Below are 19980 nucleotides of genomic sequence, written 5' to 3' on the forward strand. Positions count from 1 at the left end.
GCCATCGGCTATACACGCCTCCAGGCCGTAGCCCGGGCGCGGCGCCGCCACCGAACGATTCGCAAACCACAAATCGCATATAAATCATAGCTCTACGGTCGGGCGGGGGAGCGTACGATGCAAATTGACGACTTTGCTTCGGACATAGACGAAGTGACGACATTATTTCGGTGAGGTTGTCGATAAAACTGTCAACTCGGACCCCAAGAGCCACGTGCAACGGACACCTCGGATTGACATCTTTGCTTTGCTCTACGGCATGTGACTGGTCTACGGCTTCACGCTTCCCGTCTTGGCCCACCGGGCGATCCCCAGTTCGCACGCGCTCGTGAGCACGACGCCATTGGCCGTGCCATGATAAGTCACCCGATCAGCCGCCCGTGTTGGTTTGGCTTGCGATTAACTTCGCGCCACAAGCCAACTCGTCGCCATCACACGCGGCTGGCTGGCCGTCGAAACAGCCACGACCCGATACCTTCGCGATGGTCGTCGGACCGTGAATTTCGCAAATCGCAGGATCGTGTAAGCGCGCGATCGCTCGACCCTTGATCCGAGAGTGGGGCGCGCCCGACAGGACGCGCCCCCCATGACTATGGGTATCGCCCTCGAGGACGTAGGGTTTATCGCTCACGACTAGCCCCTAAAAATCCCAGCTGAACGTCTGTGGGTTTGCTTTGCGAGACGCTTCGTCCGGAGGTGTCAGCATCACGATCGTGCCGTGAAGCGGGTCGCGCAGGTTCACCAACGCGCTCGTTTTGCCGTCGCCGTAATCCAACATCAGTGCGAGCGCGAGTTGAACCCAAGTCGAGCTCGTCCCGGTGTCGCCTCCAATTCGACGTTGCATGTCGAATGCATCTTTCGGGTCATCCAGATCGATGTGCTGCGGATTGTCGTGGAGCGACTGCACCAGTAGCGCCAACTGGCTGTTCGACGCGCCAGTGTCGTAGAACATGCGGCCCGGCTGGCCGCCAGTCGGAAGTGTGTCCAGTGCCTGCTGCCAACCCGCACGTAGTTTCTCGATTTTTTCGCCCTTCTTCAGCGATTCGCCGTTGCCGTCGCTGAGATCCACCCGTACCGGCCGATGCAGATAGGCCAGCACCGGCCAGTCGTCGTACTCTTTCAACTGCCAGGTCGTCCATGGAATCGGCACCCACGGATTCGGTTTGAAACCTTCCGGCGCTTTCAGCGGCGTGGTCTTCCAAAATTCCGGCAACTTCGATTGCCAGTAGTCCCAGGGCATTTCTTTATGCGTTGATTCGCCGGCAGCGTCGCTTGCTGCCCAATAGGCTTTCTGTTCGGCCCAAAAGTAATTCCATAGCTTGATTACGTCGTACTGCGTCTTGGTGTTGTCGATCGCTTCCGGTGCGTCAACCGTATATGGCCGGATTAGTTTGTCGACACGATCCTTGCGTGTAACCAGCAACGCTACGAAGCTATCGGGGCGTTTCGGTACGAAATTGCCATTTTTACGCTGCTGCTCGACATCTACTTCGCCAGGAGTGCGTAGGTATGCCCGGGTATTCAACCCATCCTCGATCAGCAGCACGACTGCTGGCAGGTCTGGATGCTGATCAAAGAAGTTGAATACACGTGACATTATTTCGTCACCGTGTTCGGTATGGATCTCATCGAGACGAATGTAGACGGTGTTGCCAATGCCGGCACCGTTGTCGGCGCTGCTGATATGCGTTGCCATGCGATCCGCATCAATGTTGTTCTCATCTCTCGGCGGGCCAGCCACGATAACAGGTATTGGCCAGTAATCCGTCCAGTTGCGCAGCGTGTAGCCGAACACATTGTTTTCGCGTTGTCCCTCAGCGGACATCCGCGCCATGGCTTCCCACGGGTACTCTTTCGGATCCTGCAGCAGCAGTTTGCCATTCACACCGGCCTCATCGAGGCGCATCAGCAGCGCGCGCTGGCGGAAGCGATCGACCGTGACGCCGAAGCGGCGGATCTCCAGCGTGAAGCGCGGATCGCGAGCGGCGGCTGCAGCGACCGCATCGTCATGTGCAGCGGCGGCCTGCACTGCTGCTGGATCAAACGAGCGTGGCGTATGTTGGCGCGACCACAGACTGTGGCCGGCATACGCGATGCCGCCGATCAGTGCGATCGGAAGCAGCCAGAGCAGCACGCGTTGAGTCATTGGTATGGTTCCCCAGGATAGAGTGCTGCTCACGGTGAGCAGCTTCAATACGGCGGCCCAGAACAACGCCAGGACCATCATCAGAGCCCCGAACAGGGGACGTTTCGACGCGCGGGTAGAAGATGTGATTGTCATCGCGAATCAGAATTTGTTCCAGAGATCCTTGACGCCTTGTTTGGCATGCTCGAGCGCCCCGTCCAGCCCCTGCTTGGCGGCGTCGGCTTGCTCGCCAATGTATTGCTGGCCGCGCGCCATACCCTGTTGGACCTGGGATTTGACCTGTTCGGCCTGTGCCTTCAGACGCTGATTGCGCTCGTCGATTCGCTTGCGTTCCTGTTCGGCTTCTTGTTTCTTTTTAAAATCCTGCTGTTGCTGGTAGATCTCGCTTACCACCTGCGGCGGCGGCGTCACCGGTACCAGGTGTGGGGCCGGGAACGTCCCGCTGTCGTAGTACTTACAGTTCGCTTCGACGATCTCGCGGGTCGTGGAATCGAGCTGGTTGTATTGTGATTCTGCAATGTTCTTTAGTTTTTTTAAGGATAGTCGCCAGTCCGCGATACCGCGGAGTAGGTTTGCCCAGTCCGGATCATCAATGGCTCGCCCCTGGCCGATGGCGACATCGAACGCGGTGGCGCAGCGGTGATTGCGGCGGCCACTCATAACGGCAGAGTGATAAGAGTCAGGGGAGCGGAAGGTGTTCATGATGCGCACCTTGGCTTCGTTGGGGGTTTCCTGCCGAACGATCTGCAGTTTGCCAGGCTGGAGGGGAAAGGAGCCGGTGACCTGTAGCACGCGGCATCGATCATCCGGATCGCCCTTGCCGGTATTCAGTCGGGTTTCGACTGCGCCACGATCGGGGATCTGACTGCCGATTCCGAAACCGGGCCAGTCGATGGTTTGAAGCGGGAGCTTCTGCAAGGTGCCGGGCCCGCCATCGGTGCTCAATACGGTCTCGGCTTCGAGCTGGTCTAGGGCCTGCTGACCCGGCTCCACTTCGCTCGCACTACCGTCCAGCGGGGTGCGTTGGGTGCCGTCAATGACATTGGCCTGCATTTCCGGCGGAAACGGCGGAGGCAAGGCTTCACCGTTGATGGTGCGGACCGTGCCGACTGGGATGTCGGCGCGTTTGCCGTGCGTTTCGATAACGCCTGAGGTTCCGTGTGCGCTTTCTCCCTTTTCCCGCAACGTGAAGGGGCCGGGGGCATTGCCGACGCGTACCGGTTGGCCGTTGCGCAAACGGCGCGTGAACACGCGTTGACGGAAACTATCGGACAGCAGCCGGACGATTTCGGGTTTCGCACCGTCGCGCGAGGCCGTGACGCTGCGCGAATCGGATAGCCCGGACGCGCCCATGCCGTTGATACCGGTCATAGCGACGGTGGAATCTTCGGGGCAGAAGTACAGGTAGACCTTGCCGCGATTGTCGCGTTCGGCGAACGCTAACGTAGCATTGCCGACGACATCCTGGGGGCCGGTCAGGCGCGTGGCATGCTCGGGGCCCCATTTGGGGCCGGTGATGCCGAAATTGTCGCGCACGACCTTACCCTGACCGTCGGTGGCGGAGAGCTTGTCGAGTGTTGGTGTGCTGTGTTTCGCTTGTGCGACCAACTGCGTGAGATTAGCGAGGGTTTTCGTGCGCGCGTAAGTGGTTTGCTGTGCGTCGCCGGTCTGGCCAAAGCGCTCTGCGAATTCCTGTTCGAGGGTGAAAGGCGAGTCGATCAAGATCAGCGTGTCGGCGGGGCGATCGCCGACACTGCAGGCGTTCGGATTGAGGCCATTGATCAAGAAGGCTTGAGCGAGCAATGAGATCAGGGTGCCCTGACTGTGGGCAATGATATTCACGGTCTCGTCAGGGTTGATGATTCGGATCTGTCGGATGAGTGCAGCCAGTCGGACGGCAGCCAGCACCATGTAATGGCGGCTCGGGGCTTCAAGCAATGGATGGGTGGGGTCGCCCGAGGCATAGTTGAGTGTGGCGGTAAGTTTTCCGCCCATGAAGTGCGAGTTGAACATGCCAGGGATGTCGGTCGTGGCGTTGGCGAAAAAACCGCCGCCCTTGGCACGGTGCACATCCAGGCGGTTGCCGAACTTGTCGACATACTGGCCGTTGACGGTCTGCTTATTGGCATCTTTCGGCAGCTCGTCCTTGTTTGCGCGGACGCCCCAATAGAATGGGATAAGTGGGCTACGAGTATCGGCGGTTTCCTGACGACGATAAAGCACATCGTCAAGGTTTTTCATGAGGTCGGCGGCGGTGACGGGTTTTTTGTTCGGATCGTCATGGGCCATGCGGCCTTGCATATACTCGGCCCCCTTGAGATCGGGTCGCCCGAGCCGATCCTTGAGCCCTTCGCAGAGTCCGCCTTCAACGGTGCCGAAATCGGTACCGAGATCGTTCACGCCGTGAATGAGAATCGTCGTGCACGGAAACCGGTGCTCGACGTCGACCGGCGTATGCGCGTCTTTCGGGAGATTGGATTGCGTAACAGCCTTCTTCTCGCCAACCACGCGCGGGGAATTTTGAGAGCTCGCCATGATTTATCCTTGCGCGTCGAAAACCTGAACATGGGCGATGTGCATCACGTCGCTCTCGGCGAGATTGGTCAACCCTTCGTGATCGGAAACACCCTGAATGACCTGGCCGTTATTCAGCGTGATCTTGTACGGTCGATTCGGGACCGAATGCGGAACCTCGCTCGTATCGGTACCGGGGTATCGCAGCCGGAATTTCTGGCTCGTCGGCGCCTGATTGAAGCCCGGTTGCGCGACGTGATCGGTATCAGGGCCGACGAAATCATGTCCGGCCGTGTGTGCGGTAAATGCACTATTTGAGCCGACCTGGACACCACCTCCGACTTTCACGTAGCTGCCGTCTGCCGCGACCAACCGCAGCGTCTTGCCGCTGATCACGACCTCCCCGTCGACCGCTGTGATCTGCACGCCCTTTTGGGCGACTGCCGACATCACATCCTTCTGTGCCTGCAGTGTCAGCGGCCCCTCGCCGGCAATTGCGCTCACGCCTTCGCCGCGTCCGAACACCTGCACGCCCTGCCCGCCCATGGCGTTTAGCCGCTGCCCGCTCACGAGCTGCATGTGCTGCTGCGCTATTTGATCAACGTTCTCGCCAGCATACGTCACATGGGTTTTCGGCGTTACGTTCACCGATCCACCCGGCGCTCCGAATGCCATCAATGCGGGTGTGCTGGCCGACGAACTGGCGCCGCTATTGGACGCGCCATCGCCTGCGGCCCAATCCTTGAAAGCCGTTGCGACTGCTTGCTGTCCCGCAACGTCGGTGGCCTGTCCGCCGTGCTGGCTGGCATAGTCGCCAAGGGATTTGAAGAGTTGAGCGCACTCGCCGAGGAGTTCGATCAATTCGTCACGATCAAGCTGGTCGCCGCTGGCGCGAGTACGGGCATAGGCGGTGAGCAGGATGCCTCGAGCGGCCCGCACAGCGGCGGCCGCGTCGGTGCGCAGCTCAGCGCCCTCGCCGCGCGCCTGTCCCGTGCCGTTCTCACGCGGATGCGTCAGATCCCCGAGGTTCAACTGAGTATGCGCATGCTCGCTCGCCAACTGTGCGCTGATTTCGTTTGGCGTGTCGTCGAGCCGCAACTGGTTATAGCGCTGCCCCTTGATTTCCTTCGTCTTGATACCCGACACATATCGGTTGCCAGGCAGCGAACCGGTGTGCGTGAACGCCGCCGGCGGATTCGATCCGTTGCCGAGGACAGCGATGATCACCAACCGGTCGGGATCGCCCCCGATCGCGCCGAGCAGGACCTCCATGCCGATGCGTGGAAGAAACGAGGCGCCGAACTGCGTGCCCGCAAGGCTCGAGGCCACCCGGATCGGCGCGCTGTCGCCGGCGTTATCGTTCGTGCCGGCCCCTTGCGCATGGGAATGATCGGCGGGATTCAGACCTTGAATCCGCACGTAGACCCGCCCGAGCTCGTCGGTCACTACCTCATCGCCGTCGCGCGTGACGATGACCCCGGTCAACAAATGGACGGGTGGCAGGTCAATTCTGGGATCGTATGCCGGCGTGATCGGGACGCCGCGGCGCACGCACGTGAAGGTGTTTTCGTAGCGCGTATCCGATTCGGCGGACGAACTGGCCAGCTGGGCCGGCAAAGGTGATACGAGGTTCTTGCTCGCAGCAAAGAGCTGCTGCACGCGTTCGGTCAGCCCCTTCGGCAGGTTGTTCGAGACGTCGTGGCGAATCGACGTGACGACGAACTGGCGCTTGTCGGCCGATTGCATGTCCAGGTCGGGGTCACCCGTCAACGTGATCCACGTGCCGACGGCGAGATCTCGGATCCCGCTCGCGCCGTCGTACTGTTCCGCTTCGAATTGGTGAGCCAGCATGCGTGAGCGAGTAAGGCGATCCTGATCGTTCCACGAGTCGCCCGCATGCGGGACATCGATCGCGACGTCGGTCAGGAGCTTTGCCAGATCGTTGCCGGAATCGCCTTGGTCGACGTCGCCGGCCACGATCGACTCATCGATACGCGCCTTCTTGTAGTCCCATGATGGTCGACTCGCTGCGCCCGGCACCAGGCGCGCGTGCAGCGCGAACAGCGTCACCGTATCGCGCTCTTCGGTGCCTGCGTCGCGCGGGTGAAGACGTACCGTTCCCGCCGGCCCTTCCTGCAACGCATCGGGATTGTCGCAGCAGACCAAGGTGTGCACCGGGGTATCGTCTTCGGAGGTAGAGCCGCCCTTGGCGGACCCTGCCTTGACGAAGATTGAAATCCCTTCGCGACGCAACAACCGCCGCACAAACGCCGCGTCCGACTCGTTCACCTGCCGCGTCAATTCTCGTGCGGGATACCGATCGCGATTCAGGAATGACAGGTCGAATTCGAAGGCGCGCGCGAGCGCCGGACTACGCTGCCGCCATTCGTTGAACATCACCGTGAGGACGTCGACGACACTCTGCTTGCGGAAGACGCGCGAGTTCGTGCGTTTGTCCATCAGAGACAAAGTATCGCAAACGGTCAGCTGGTATACACACAGCTCGCCGTCGCTTTGCCCGATTTGCACGTTCTGAACGATTGCGTTGATCGTCTGCAGCTGGCCGCGGTCGGTCACCAGTCGCAATGAGACCGGCACGCCGATAAACAGTTTGGGCGGTAGGTCGTGTCGCGTCGATACGCACGTGAGATGCCCGTGGATGCCGGTCATCAGCCCTTCGTGAACGTTTGCGTGCTGAAGCGCAAGCAAGCGCCCCAGCGTCCCTTGCAGCCGCCCGAAATTCAAAGCGACCGGACGTCGGTTCCAGTCGACCGCGCCCGACGCGAAGCTACCAAGTGTGTCGCTGATGCTCACTTCGGCCCTCTCAGTTTTATGTTCATATCCGGCGAGCCACAACGTGGCCCACCGTCAATTTTCTGTCAGACGGTCCCGTCTCGCGGCACGAAGTGCCCGCACCCGGTTTCCGGGTTGTACAACGCCAACTGCCCGGCATCGCCGGGAGGTACCGCGATCACATCGACAACGTCGAGCGCCGCGACCGCCCGCCGGAGCGACGCCTCTTCAACGGCCGGCGACGCCAGCCATCGTCGCTGCTTCAATAGCTACCACCGTTTGGTGCTGACGCCATCGTGCAGCCTGGTCTCGAGCAACCCTGAAGAGATGGCCATCGTGATGCACGACGAGCCGGTTCCCGTGGGCAAGCCACGCGAGATGCACGGTGAGCGGCCGCTGTCGAAACTGCCTGAATAGAGGACGCGCCGCGGCAGGTGACTCGACAGCAAGACGCCTTCGACTGCCTTTGCATCGTGTCGCAGCAGGAACACCATCTCCAATAGCGCGTCGAATGGCGACAGGAAACAGCGAACCGCTGGACCGAAATCCGACCGATCGCCCAACACGGACAAGACATCCTTCGGTGCCGGCGTCGTCAGGACATAAACCGGGTGCTCGGGACCCAGCGTCCTCATGGCGTCAATCGGAAGTTTCCCAGCGCTTCCCAAAACATTCGGAATTCGGCTATTAGACCATATGCCGATTTAGCAAAGTCATTCTAGACGGACTGCGCGAATCAGATCGTCAAGCTTTGTTACGCCCACCAGACGGGCGTCACGCATACGCGAAGCTTACAGTTGCCGTAATATTTGACGAGAAATTTCGATGTCGGCCCATTATGGCGGGCCGATTATTGCCGCGCATATATCTAATGGACGGATTGGATCGACCAATTGAATATATGAATATGGGGGTGGCGTCGAATTGCGTTATGGGAAATAACGTTTTGCGCGAGCCGGATCCAGAGAGCATGGTTCCGGCCGCTTGGCAACTTTAGGCGAACGCGCTCTATTTCTCGCCCGTGGACCGATTGCCGGCACCTGACGGCAGCGTGGCCGGGGTGGCGCTACCCGCGATCGCGTCTACGCCGGAAAATTTACGCCGGCGGCCCGGCCGCACCGATCGCTTGACCTGGTCAGTTCGACAGCTCGTCCTGTCCTTCGAGATCAGGAAGGCTGCGTGGGTCGGATTCCGTCACCAACTCCCGATGGAGCCTGACGGCCGCAACCGGCGAGTCGACGACGCCATGGAGAGACGCTCCATCCCACAGCTCGACAGTCCACTTATCGCGCACCCGACAGACACCGATCGTCCAGCCGCTGCGGTGCGAATAACCGTAGTCGCTGACCACCGTGCACCCCAACGCGACCATCGTCTCGCGCTGCTCGAGCATCGGCGCGGTGCTCATGCTCGACTCCCGGGTGTATGTGCCAGGCGTGCGTGCCCGCCCGCGAGGTCGGGCACCAACTGCACGGAAGCTTCACGATTACGACCATCGACCGCTCGATTCGGGTTGTCCATCCTGGTCCCCGCCCGTTCGGCGGCCGAATGCCGCCGAGAACACTGTGTATATATCAGGGGGATGGTCATCAAGCAAAATCCTGCCGGTGGTCGGGTCGCCCACGCCAGCTTCCGATGCCACCACCGTGCGCCGGCGGGCAATGGTGCTAGCGCTTGTCGCGATTCCGTTCAAGCCGCTCGAGCGCCTCGGCGAACACGCCGAGCGGAGCCCCGCGCAGCTGATCGTCGTGCCATGCGATCAGCGCGGCGACGAGCTCGTCCGTCTGCGGATCCAGACACCATTCTCCGCTGTCCCCGCCGCGCTCGAGCGCGTCGTTGATGCCGCGTTCGCTGGCCACCAGGATCTCAGTGCGTAGTTCGCGTTTGCGGGCCTCGTCGATAAGGCGAGCGAGCACGACCATCTGGAGCAGAACAGCGAGTCCGCGCGCCGAACCGGGTGCATGCGCAACGCTTCGAACGCCGCGTGATACTCCAGCGAGAGCTTTTCGGCCTGCTGATGGGGCATCGGAAGCAATAGGGTCTTGGCAAGCTTCGCGTGCGCGGAAGACCTGTGTCGTTGTACTGAGGGTGTTCGTCGGGTGGGCATCGTCATTTCTCGCCTAGCCCTCAATGGGCCTTTGGCAACTTCCTGTAGGCGTGGAGGATCCACGCAAGCCGTCTTCCCCAACTCGGCAAATGCGTGATCTGCACATTGACTGCTCGAGTCGGGATCTTTGTGTGGCGGAGAACGTGCTCACTGTTCCGCCAGATCCTCGAGATCGTCGCATTCATCAAAGAAGTCTCGCTGTCCGGGCAGCGGCGCCGGCGGCCGGCGCGCCGCGCGAGGCCGCGGATGGCCGGTGCGCTTCAGCGTTCGCGCGATCGCGTGCAGCTGCGCCCACATTTGATCCGCGTCAGCGGCCGACAACGTGTCGGCCGCTACCTCGAGTGCCCTGACGAGCGACTCAAGCTGCGCGGGCGCCGCGGTCAACACCGGGCGCGCATCTGCGCGCGCCTGGCTTTCCCGGTAGGCCGCAAGCCAGCGCAAGAGCGCCTTGCGCTCCTCTCGCGTCAACGCGTCGAGCAACCCAGGTGGTACTGGTTCGTCGGCGCGAAACGTGCCGAGCACGTGTTCGCGCCGACGGCCTCTACCCGGCTGCGGTGTGGGTGGTTCTACGCGTAGCACTTTGATCAGGTCACCCTGAGCGCCGTGCTCGGGCGCGGCACAACATTAGTTGCGTGAGCGGGACGCGCGCAGGGGCTTCGCAGGATGTCCCGAAATGAAGGGCAACATGGCCCTTACTATGCTCCCCTTCATTCCGCCGGATCCTACCTCGACATGGACCATTTCGGCGGAGCGCATCGTGCTCCTCTTTCACCGCACAACCGCGCGCGTCCTGACTCGCCCCTGAAGTTTCTACGTAAAAACTGTCAAACTTCCGCGTCCACACGCGCACCACACGTCGGTCACGCCAGCTTGCAAACTCATCCGTCTATCAATGCGCATCAGACGCTCGGTGTGATTCGCGACCGCAGTCAAACAACGCTTGCTTCCCAGCCCGATTTGATCGGCAAGCCAAAGTCCGGATTCGCCACGCGACTCGACGAACACTAAAACGACACCAAAAATCGCAGCGCGAACCGGTGCTCGGTAAAACATCGGCGGCGCACCCGCTAGAAGGCCCTTGCCGGTTGGGGTACGGACGGATTTCACCGCCCCCCACGAAACACCCCAGACATCACAATTCATTTAACTTTGAATCGTGCCTGCGCCGTGAGCCAATATCCGCAAGGCTTCCCGCTCCGGCCCCTCAAATTTGATTCCACGCGTCCCGGCGCGAACACTAAAAAGACACTAAAAAGCGGACGCGAGATACTGCGTGCCGTCTCACCGCCACCCGGGCGCAGCAGCACCGGCCATGTGCCGCGCAGCCGATAGCCACCGCTCCCCGACACAGTCCAACATATCGTCACATATTCTCGCCGTTCAATCTACAGATGCTCGAGCTTCCGAGTACGTCCGATCGCGTCCTTGCGGAGCGAATCAGCAGAGGTGCAAGGCTGTCATGATCGTCTTTCGGGAAACCGAATAACCTTTGCGAGGTTGCCAGCAGCTGTACTAGTCCGCAGTTCAGCTCGGACGGAATTCCTCGTGGCGGGAGAGCATGCCCACTCGATTGTCAATCCAGTGGCTGGAGCCTTTTGGGGGCGGCGTTTCCCCCGGGGGCACGGTGTCGATACCGCCGCGATACCGAAAAACATGTCCCGCACTTAACAGCTTCCGCTGGACCGCACCGGAGAATCCACGCACGCCTTGTTTCAAAAATCGCGGACGCAGGTGTCTTAAGACGATTTGTGAGCGCGGTACCGTCGCTGATACCGCCAGTCCTCGATCCCGTCACAACCGCAATGCCGCGCTAGCCGAGCAACGTAAGACCGGTGTCGAGGCAATATCGGTCGCTTCCGCGTCAGCACATGCACTGTGACCGACGACCCAAGATACCCCCGGCAAGCGGCCGCTCACCTGTCTCCGCAACATCAACCTTCGGTCTGCTTCGCCGTCACTCGTAGGCGTACCTGATTGCGTTTCTCCGGAAAAAGTCGGCCGTAAGTACAATAGTGTTGAGCACGGCCCACTGCTGCGGACGCTTTCTGGCTGCTTTTCCGTTATGAGTTGTGCAGATCCGAATTGCTAAACGAAGCCCGGGGGGGCACAATGGACGACGAAGAGCAGATTCATCGCAACAAGTTGTCGAGCAAGACCTATATCAGTCCGCGGATTTATGTTGACGCACATGAGGCGGTCCGGATCGCCTCAAAGGTGATTGATTCAGACGGGCTTCACTATGCGACAGTGAAGAAGGAAGTCGTACTGCGACGCACAGAAAAAGGGCGCACCGAGATCATCGCCAAGTTTCTCGAATCTACAAGAGACTTGCGTGTCGTGACAATTCAGGCTTTCAATGGCCAGACAGGCGCACCACATAAAACCCATTTTTCGTTTATCGGAGAAGAGATTCCGAAACTGCTCGCTTTCTTTGAGAACATCGCGTCCGTCGAGTTTCCGTCCCAAGACAAAATCAACATCACCGACACTGAACTTAGACGACTCATCTTATCGAAAGAACAAGCTGTCAGCTTGGTTCACGATAACCAAGATGTCTTCTCAGAGATCATCCGCCAGGAGATTACGAAGGAGGATGTTGTCGCTCTCGGTTATCGCAAGCGGCAAGTCACCACATTTGCGAGGTTACTAAGCGAGCCGACCTACTTCGACCAAGTGAAGGCGGCTAAAGGTGTGAAGGGAAACGAAGCTTTATGGCAAGCGTTCTTTGAACGGAATCGATGGATATTCGGGTATGGCCTTAGCTACTTCTTCGTCACAGGGTTCGACAATAGAAAGCTGGAGCAAGTCGTCGAAGGGCATGACTTGATCAACCGCGGAAAGCGGGCCGACGGCCTGATGAAGACGAGGGGCATCGTCAGTTCGCTCTGTTTCGTGGAGATCAAGACCCACACGACCAAGCTGCTCGATTCCGCGCCGTACCGCCCCGGGTGTTGGGCTCCATCGAAAGAACTATCCGGCGCGGTTGCGCAAGTGCAAACCACCGTCGCCTCCGCAATGAGGAGCCTGAGCGAATATCTCCGACCGACGGATGCGCACGGTGCTCCCACGGGCGAAGAGGTATTCAATTTCAAACCGCGGGCCTTCATCGTTGTCGGCTCTCTCGGTGAATTTATCACCGAGCAGGGCGTGAACAAAGATCAGCTTCGGTCATTCGAGCTTTACCGGAACAGCATATCTTCTATTGACATTCTGACTTTCGACGAGCTGTTCGAACGGTGCAGCTTCATCGTGAGATCGGAAGCCGAGCGTACATCAGGCGAAACGTCGCCACATGGCACGGAAAACGAACCGTGACCATGGATCACCGACAATGGAAACCGGCGCAGTGAGCGGACGATTTCTGCTCAGGCGCGCGAAGGGACGGCGACTTCGCCCCCGCTTCGCTCTGCACCAGTTCCGCCTTAGGTCGTCCCATCGACATGCTGATGTCTCCCGTTCCGCTGACGTCAACATGCTACGCGAACATAGATTAGGTAACAACGGAACGGAACACTAGCCGCCCCTGCCCTGGTCGGCACGTCGCCAAGCTTCCATGAATTCCTGAATTTCTGGGTCCGCGCCGGTGGCTGCAACGCTTTCGACGCGCGACCAAAACGCATCCAGGTTCATTAAACCAGCCATGCTTTCAGGGCTGACCTGTGTCACGCGCTTTGCGACCACGTCGCCCATTCCCGCAAAGCCCAGCCCTTGAGTCCGGCCATATGAGGTGAACGCCTTGGCGAGTTGGCGAACGCCGTCATCACGAGCGAAGACTACCTCGCGGACCAGTCGCCTCCACTGGCGGGCACGTCGAGATTTCGCCACACACGCATCCGGCCAGATACCAGCACCGCACAGCGCGACAGACACGGTAATCGGGCGTTGACCGCTGCTCCGTTTCAAATCTACAGCCTCGCCCGCAGGCAGTCGATCGCAACTGGTATTTGCGCAAGCCATGCCACGCGTGCCAACGTCCGGCACCTCCCGGCGCCCACCGGTCGGGACCGGGCTTTCGCGCTGCGCGCCGAGCCGCGTACCGCGTCTCGTCCCTGTCGGACATCAATCCCTGGCGCAGCAGTCAACCCCGCTCATCTTCCAGCCTTCCAGTTATGTCCCTGCCCGGTCAACCCGAGGCACGGCATGCATCCGGCTCCCAGATTCCCGCCCTTGACCCGCGACCGTAGCCGATAGCGGGCGGGCGTCAAGGGGCGAGGGACCGTGTTGCCCGCACCCCTCCCTCGCCTTTCTCCTTGACGCCCGCCCGCTATCGGCTCCTCAAGTCGCACGGGCGGAAATCCGGAAACCTGGCGGCAGCAAGGCCAACCCCGAGTTCCACCGGGAGGTGTTCAGCCGCAACGGCAAGTCACATCCCCTCGCCCGGTTCAAGTCCTCAACCTTGACTCTGGAGATTGCCATGCAACTCGCTTCTTCTTTCCATTACGGCTCCCCGATGCTGCGCGCTGATTCGCCCCTGTCGGACGATCAGATTCGCCGCGTTGCCCCGTCCATCTTCGCGCACGGCAAGCACGAGAGCCGCTCCGAACGCTACACCTACATTCCCACCATCGACGTGCTGCGCGGACTGCGCAACGAGGGTTTCCAGCCTTTCATGGTGTGTCAAACACGCGTGCGACACGACGACCGTCGCGAGTACACGAAACACATGCTTCGGCTTCGTCACGCCGACCAGATTACCGGCGAGGAAGCCGACGAAATCGTGCTGCTGAACTCGCACGACGGCACCAGCAGTTACCAGATGCTCGCGGGCATGCTGCGCTTCGTCTGCCAGAATGGCATGGTGGCGGGCGACAACGTCGCCGATATCCGCGTCCCGCACAAGGGCAGTATTGTCCAGAACGTGATCAACGGTGCATTTGACGTACTCGACTGCTTCGACCTGATCCGCGAGCAAAAGGAAGGCATGCGTGCCGTCACGCTCGACCGCGACGAACAACATGCATTTGCCCGCTCCGCACTTGCGCTGCGCTACGCCCCGACCGACGCAGAGGCACCGGCCCCGGTCACCGACAGCCAGTTGCTCGCCCCGCGCCGCTTCGAGGATCGCCGCGACGACCTCTGGACGGTCTTTAACCGCGTGCAGGAAAACCTCACCAAGGGCGGCCTGCATGGTCGCTCGCGCACGGGTCGCTCGATGTCCACCCGTCCCATCACCGGTATCGACCAGAACGTGAAGCTCAGCCGCGCCCTCTGGATGCTCGCGGATGCAATGCGCCAGATAAAGGCGTAGCTGAGAAAGGCGCAAGAAAACCGCTTTTTCTCCTCATCCATCAGGACTCCTCTCCGGGTCGAGTTCTGATGGAATCCGGTAGTGCCCGGCCCGGAACTTTCTTTTCAACTTTCTGGAGTCAGCCATGCAAGTCCAATCCGAAACCACGACGGTAAACGCCGCCGAGTCGGCTACCGTACTCGAATCGCACTTCGGCAACGAGCAGCCCATCGTGACCGTACCGTATTCCACCCTGCGGCCTTCGCCACTCAATGCGCGCACGAGACCCCTGTCGGGCATTCCTGGCCTCGCCGCCAATATCAGGGCCAAGGGTCTGCTGCAAAACCTCGTCGTCCACGAGATAAAAGGATCGCGCGGCAGGCAACGCAAATATGGTGTGTGCGCCGGTCAGCGCCGCGAGGCCGCGCTCGACCTTCTGTTCGAACAGAAAGACATCGCCGCCGACTACCCGGTCCCCGTGCGGATCGTCAGTGAAGGCGAAGCCCTCGCCATTTCCCTGATCGAGAACACCGAGCGCGAAGGACTAGATCCGTTCGACGTGCTGCGCGCATACCGGATGTTGGCCGAGGAAGGGAGAAGCGTCGATTACATCGCCGCGCTGTTTTCCGCCTCGCCGCTCACGGTCAAGCGGCGCATGAAGCTCGCCAGCGTATCCCCAAAGCTGCTGGCCCTGCTGCGGGAGGACGCGATCACACTCGATCAGCTTGCCGCAATCGCCCTTGCGGACAACCATGAAACGCAGGAACACATCTGGTTCGATGCGAACGAGTGGCAGCGTCAGCCCAACTATCTGCGGCAGGCCATCACGCGTGCCGAGATCGACGCGAGCCGCAGCCGCCTCGTGCGCTTTATTGGCCTCGACACCTACGAAGCAGCAGGCGGGTATGTACGCCGGGACCTCTTCAGTGACGACGGGAATGCGGGCTACATTGCCGATGCCGAACTTCTGCAGCGTCTCGTCGCACAGAAGCTCGACGTAGCCGCAGAAGAAGTGCGCGCCGAGGGTTGGGGCTGGACAGAAACTCGCGTTGAACGCGACGTGCTGGAGCTTAACCGCTACGGCAAGCTGCGCCCCATCCAGCGCCCCTTTACGGACGACGAGCAGCGCGAGATGAATGCCCTCACCGCACTGCAGGACGACCTGGCCGGGAAGCTGGAAGCGCTGTCCGAGGACGATGAAAATGCCTATGAGGAAGCCGACCGCCTTGATGCCGAAATCGGGCGGGTCAACGCCACGATCATCGCACTCGAAAGCCGCGCCCTGGTGTGGGATGCACAGCAGATGGCCGAGGCAGGCGTGTTCGTGATCATCGATCCGCAGGGAAAACTGCTCATCGAGCGCGGTCTCGTGCGGCGCGAGAACAGTGCCGCGCTGGATGCGGCGGGTGCGACCGTCACCGGCACGCCGCAGGCGGAAGCTGCGGACGCGGCAGGTGGCCCTGTACCGAAGCTCAAACCAGTCCACAGCGCTAAACTCTGCCAGCGACTCACCGCGCACCGCACCGTCGCCATCCACGCCGAAATGGTCGCGCAGCCCGCCGTCGCGCTCGCCGCCCTGTTGCAGCATCTCGTTCCCCAAGCGCTGCCTGAGCACTACGGTTACACGTCCGCGCCTGACTATCTGGCGTTATCCGGCGACAACAATCACGACAGCCTGCTGCGCGCGGCAGACGACCTGCCCACCAGTACCGCATGGAACACCATCGAGGCACAGCGCGCCCGATGGGCCGCAGAGTTGCCCTCGAAACGCGCCGACCTGTTGCCGTGGCTCGCAAAGCAGGATCCCGGAACAACACTGCTCGACCTGCTCGCCTTCTGCACCGGCACCCTGCTCGACGGCATCGCGGGCGAGGAAAAGCCGCAGGCGATCAGCGCGCTCGCGGGCGCGCTGCACCTCGACATGACCCGGTACTGGACGCCGACCCGCGCCACGTATTTCGATCACGTCAGTAAGGCGCGCATCGGGGAAGTCGTGTCCGCAGCCGTCTCGCCCAAGGTTGCAGCCGACCTCGGGAAGATGAAGAAGACCGACGCTGCAGCCGCAGCCGAACTGCGGCTGGCGAAGGTCGCGTGGCTCCCGGAAATCCTCACCGATACAGAAATCCCGGTCACGCCGTCATGGGAAGCCCACGACGACGACGACGGGGACGCCGGGGAGGACGAACACGGCCCTGACACCGGCAACGGTCCCGACGACGCGCAGGAGGATGACGACGCTGCCGCCGAGCCCGGAAGCGATCACAGTGGCATCAACAACACGGCTTGCGATGTGCCAGTGTATCCCGCCGCAGCCGCCACGCAGCCGCCGTGGCCCTTCCCGACCGCTACCGGCCTCGAGCACGCTTCATGATGCCGTCGCGTTCATGACAGGCGACATCAAGGAACTATGACCTGTGCGGGCAGACGGCGAACCGTCTGTCCGCACCACATGACTTCCGGAGTAGCGGCCCGCCAGCCCACCCGCTGCTGCCGCGAGCAGAATCACAATCAGCGCTCCAACCACCATCACACGGCACGCCTTCGCTATCCGTCGCGCCGCCATCTGGTCAACCTTTGCGGCGCGCGTCGCCGCCTCACTCATCTCCCGTTCAAACAGCGCTACCGCTGCGTCGAGCTGCTGGCGATGCTCTCGCGTCGCAACGGCTACCGCTCCCACCACCCGGTTTCCCGCTAAGCGCGCGATCCGGTCAGCAGCGCGCCTCGCCTGTGCAACCAACGCCTGTTCATTCATTGCCGCGAGTGTCGCGCGATGCCTCGCCTCGTGTTCAACGACCATACGTTCCGCGAGTTCGATAGTCGCCTTGCAGCGCGCGAGCGCGTCGTGGTGCTGGGCCATCAGTGCATCCGTCGCCTCTCGTGCCTCCTCCCGTATGGCGTCCAGATTGCCCTTGCCTGCCTGCCGGATGCGCTCCGGCATCGCCTCGTAAAGCCGCGCATAGTATTCGAGCACAGCCAGCACCGACCACAGCGCATCGTTGTCGCGCAGGTTCATCGCGGTCGAGACACGACGCATGCGCAGCAGGCTCGCGTCGTCCGGCTTCTCCCCGCTCACGTCATAAAAGAGCCGGGCGAGCGGGTCGACAGGACGTCCGCGCCGCTCCCGCCGCTCAGGCATTGCCAGTCACCCCGGCGAACATCGAGTCGTAGAGCGCCCGCCAGCGCAGCAATTCCGCGCGCTGCCCGATGGGCAACGACTCCGCCGCCTTGCCCACCGACAGGCGCTGACTGCGCAGATCGTCAGCCACGCGATCCGCGAGTTCCGGAAAGTCGAGCGACCTGCCCTTCGCCTCGACACTCTTGCGGATTTTCGAGTCCTGATACAGCACGAACCTATCCGGTGTGCCGTAGTGGCCATTGCGCACAACGTGCGTCATCGCGTCCGGGAAGGTTTCACCGAACTGACGCAGCAGCTCCAGACTGTCGCGCTGCCGGTTGATCACCCAGAACACGATGAGCCGCCTGCCAAGCTCGCCCAGCGTGCTGGCGAGCGTCGCGCCGTAGCGGGCGACGCCATCCTGGTTGCGGGCTGCCGTGCTGACCACCACAACCGCGTCGCGATGCTCGTCGCAGTAGTTCACGAAATTGATCCATCCGTCCGCCTCGTCCAGATCGAACGCGGCGCAATCAATCTCGCCCTGCACGGCCTTCATCACGTCAGGATTTGACGTGTCGTTCTCAACCAGCACGGGCTTGACGCCGCGCCGCTGCAGATGATCGACCAGCGCGAGCGCGACGAGGCTCTTGCCAACACCGCCCTTGCCGCCGCCCACGAGATAGATGGGATTGACTGCCGTATCCATCGCGACTCCTCTACAGATCGTCGGTGTCGGGCCGGATCGCAAATCCGAGTGCACCCTGCACTGGCCCGGATTGCGGTCTGGCTTCCGTCTTTCCCCCATCCTTGCGAACATGCTTTGTCTGAGACGTCGCATCCTGCGCGCGCGATTGCGCCGTGAACGTCTTCTCAGCAGCAGGCGCGCGTGCACCTGCTGCGGACCGCGCAACACCACCAGAGCTACCGCCTTTCCCGGTCGAGCGCAGTGCGTAGCGAATCGTCCCGGCCGTGATATCAAGACCCTGCAGTCGAGCCTGCTCCGCGATCTGTTCCAGCGTATAGCCCTTCGCCTGCGCCGTCCGCACGCGCGCGCGCATGTCCTTCATCGCATCGCGCACCGTCACGCCACGTTCTGTATCCGGCTTCTCTGGCAGCGCATCGAGCGCGCTGGCAAACGCCTCCCATTGCGACTTCGTATAGACCTTCGCAACAGGCATCGTTACCCCCTGAACATAGGCTACGCATCGCTGTGACATCATCGTGCGCACGTCCTGAGCACGCGTCAACACGGCTTTTACGCACTACTTGCCCTCTCAGGAACACACCGGCAGCGAATGGAATGTAGGAGAACAACGCACTTTTTTGCGTATGTGGTGCGCACGCGACACGCTTCACCGACGCATCTAGGAGCGCCGGCGTAGCGCTTGCCGTTCACTCCGGAGACCATCACCTTGACGCCGAATTGTGGTTTCGGTTGTGTCACATGTAAGCATGCAGACTGGACACGCCCAGCCGGGAACTGCTCATGGTGTTTCGCTCTCGTCTGCGCGTTCGATGCTCGCCCCATAGCGCACCGCTTGAATCGCACCGCCCACATGCTTTCACTCGTTCCGAGCGTTGCATTGGCTCCCAGCACACTCTCTCGTTTTGTATTTTCATGCACCTCGCGAAGCGCATCGATCATGCATATATACCCAGCAAATCATTCGCATTTTTGTGAGTACCCAACGCAAGGCAGCGCGCACACTTCACACATTGGGTTCGCCACTGGTTCGCAGTTCGTGACGCACTGGTTGCGCATCCCTTAACACATCGTTTTACGCAATGCGTTGACTCAGACACAACCCCACGTCGCAGCGTCATCGCAAGGGAAACACACGCTGTTCTCCACGGCACGATCGGCCATTTACTCGAAGGCAGAAACGTCTGCGCACGGCGTTTACTCTGGGCCACAAAAAATGCACAGAAAACAAAGGATGGCAGGATAGGCAAGCGCCGGCTTTGGGCGCCATGCACATCACAATCTCCGTCCATCAACCGATGGCACCCCGTAAGAGGCCCCACTATTCGGCGCAATTCAGCGTAGATATCTTGCCCACCATCCAATTTATTGGCTA

General features: G+C 61.0%; 15 protein-coding genes. 4 read left to right on the top strand and 11 right to left on the bottom strand.

Annotation, left to right across the window (positions count from 1 at the left end):
• Nucleotides 1-370: 370 nt before the first annotated feature.
• Genes OHZ10_RS35985 through OHZ10_RS36000 form a run of 4 tightly spaced genes read right to left on the bottom strand, consistent with a single transcriptional unit; the run spans nucleotide 371 to nucleotide 7474 of the window.
• Nucleotides 371-631 (bottom strand): PAAR domain-containing protein, encoded by a 261-nt coding sequence (locus tag OHZ10_RS35985; RefSeq protein WP_174993638.1) that lies wholly within the window; start codon nucleotides 629-631, stop codon nucleotides 371-373.
• Between the two features lie 9 nt (nucleotides 632-640).
• Nucleotides 641-2281 carry a type VI lipase adapter Tla3 domain-containing protein gene (locus OHZ10_RS35990; RefSeq protein WP_342706043.1) on the bottom strand — a complete coding sequence of 547 codons (1641 nt, stop codon included), beginning with the start codon at nucleotides 2279-2281 and terminating at the stop codon, nucleotides 641-643.
• Nucleotides 2282-2287: 6 nt separating this feature from the next.
• Entirely contained in the window at nucleotides 2288-4681 is a 2394-nt protein-coding gene (locus OHZ10_RS35995) for a T6SS effector phospholipase Tle3 domain-containing protein (RefSeq protein WP_342706044.1), read from the bottom strand.
• A 3-nt stretch (nucleotides 4682-4684) separates the two neighbouring features.
• The gene (locus OHZ10_RS36000; RefSeq protein ID WP_342706045.1) at nucleotides 4685-7474 is read right to left on the bottom strand and encodes a type VI secretion system Vgr family protein; all 2790 of its coding nucleotides are present in this window, start codon (nucleotides 7472-7474) and stop codon (nucleotides 4685-4687) included.
• Nucleotides 7475-7588: 114 nt separating this feature from the next.
• Here OHZ10_RS36000 and OHZ10_RS36005 point away from each other — a divergent pair, with 114 nt between their 5' ends.
• Nucleotides 7589-7870 (top strand): hypothetical protein, encoded by a 282-nt coding sequence (locus OHZ10_RS36005; RefSeq protein ID WP_342706046.1) that lies wholly within the window; start codon nucleotides 7589-7591, stop codon nucleotides 7868-7870.
• Between the two features lie 718 nt (nucleotides 7871-8588).
• Here OHZ10_RS36005 and OHZ10_RS36010 read toward each other — a convergent pair.
• The 3 genes from OHZ10_RS36010 to OHZ10_RS36020 all read right to left on the bottom strand — a co-directional run bounded on the left by OHZ10_RS36010 (nucleotide 8589) and on the right by OHZ10_RS36020 (nucleotide 10040).
• Nucleotides 8589-8861: a hypothetical protein gene (locus OHZ10_RS36010; protein ID WP_342706047.1), complete on the bottom strand. Its 273-nt coding sequence runs from the start codon at nucleotides 8859-8861 to the stop codon at nucleotides 8589-8591.
• Between the two features lie 259 nt (nucleotides 8862-9120).
• Nucleotides 9121-9369: a hypothetical protein gene (locus tag OHZ10_RS36015; protein WP_342706048.1), complete on the bottom strand. Its 249-nt coding sequence runs from the start codon at nucleotides 9367-9369 to the stop codon at nucleotides 9121-9123.
• 338 nt (nucleotides 9370-9707) lie between these two features.
• Complete coding sequence (locus tag OHZ10_RS36020; protein WP_233464288.1) at nucleotides 9708-10040, bottom strand: hypothetical protein; 333 nt, start codon at nucleotides 10038-10040, stop codon at nucleotides 9708-9710.
• A gap of 1629 nt (nucleotides 10041-11669) precedes the next feature.
• Here OHZ10_RS36020 and OHZ10_RS36025 point away from each other — a divergent pair.
• Nucleotides 11670-12875 carry a Shedu immune nuclease family protein gene (locus tag OHZ10_RS36025; RefSeq protein ID WP_342706049.1) on the top strand — a complete coding sequence of 402 codons (1206 nt, stop codon included), beginning with the start codon at nucleotides 11670-11672 and terminating at the stop codon, nucleotides 12873-12875.
• 198 nt (nucleotides 12876-13073) lie between these two features.
• On the opposite strand, the gene OHZ10_RS36030 is transcribed toward OHZ10_RS36025, so the two are convergent.
• Nucleotides 13074-13430: a hypothetical protein gene (locus tag OHZ10_RS36030; RefSeq protein ID WP_342706050.1), complete on the bottom strand. Its 357-nt coding sequence runs from the start codon at nucleotides 13428-13430 to the stop codon at nucleotides 13074-13076.
• Nucleotides 13431-13974: 544 nt separating this feature from the next.
• On the opposite strand from OHZ10_RS36030, the gene OHZ10_RS36035 reads away from it, so the two are divergent.
• The gene (locus tag OHZ10_RS36035; protein ID WP_342706051.1) at nucleotides 13975-14808 is read left to right on the top strand and encodes a DUF932 domain-containing protein; all 834 of its coding nucleotides are present in this window, start codon (nucleotides 13975-13977) and stop codon (nucleotides 14806-14808) included.
• A 124-nt stretch (nucleotides 14809-14932) separates the two neighbouring features.
• Nucleotides 14933-17158 carry a ParB/RepB/Spo0J family partition protein gene (locus OHZ10_RS36040; protein WP_342706052.1) on the top strand — a complete coding sequence of 742 codons (2226 nt, stop codon included), beginning with the start codon at nucleotides 14933-14935 and terminating at the stop codon, nucleotides 17156-17158.
• Here OHZ10_RS36040 and OHZ10_RS36045 read toward each other — a convergent pair.
• The 3 genes from OHZ10_RS36045 to OHZ10_RS36055 are packed head-to-tail and all read right to left on the bottom strand — an operon-like array spanning nucleotide 17153 to nucleotide 19080.
• Nucleotides 17153-17923, bottom strand: a complete 771-nt coding sequence (locus OHZ10_RS36045; RefSeq protein WP_342706053.1) for a hypothetical protein — start codon at nucleotides 17921-17923, stop codon at nucleotides 17153-17155. The genes OHZ10_RS36040 and OHZ10_RS36045 overlap by 6 nt on opposite strands.
• Complete coding sequence (locus tag OHZ10_RS36050; protein WP_342706054.1) at nucleotides 17916-18608, bottom strand: protein mobD; 693 nt, start codon at nucleotides 18606-18608, stop codon at nucleotides 17916-17918. The genes OHZ10_RS36045 and OHZ10_RS36050 overlap by 8 nt, the downstream gene beginning before the upstream one ends.
• A gap of 10 nt (nucleotides 18609-18618) precedes the next feature.
• Nucleotides 18619-19080: a hypothetical protein gene (locus OHZ10_RS36055; RefSeq protein WP_342706055.1), complete on the bottom strand. Its 462-nt coding sequence runs from the start codon at nucleotides 19078-19080 to the stop codon at nucleotides 18619-18621.
• Nucleotides 19081-19980 lie beyond the last annotated feature (900 nt).

Origin of the sequence: Burkholderia arboris, from assembly GCF_038723655.1 — a bacterium.
Lineage (GTDB): Bacteria > Pseudomonadota > Gammaproteobacteria > Burkholderiales > Burkholderiaceae > Burkholderia > Burkholderia arboris.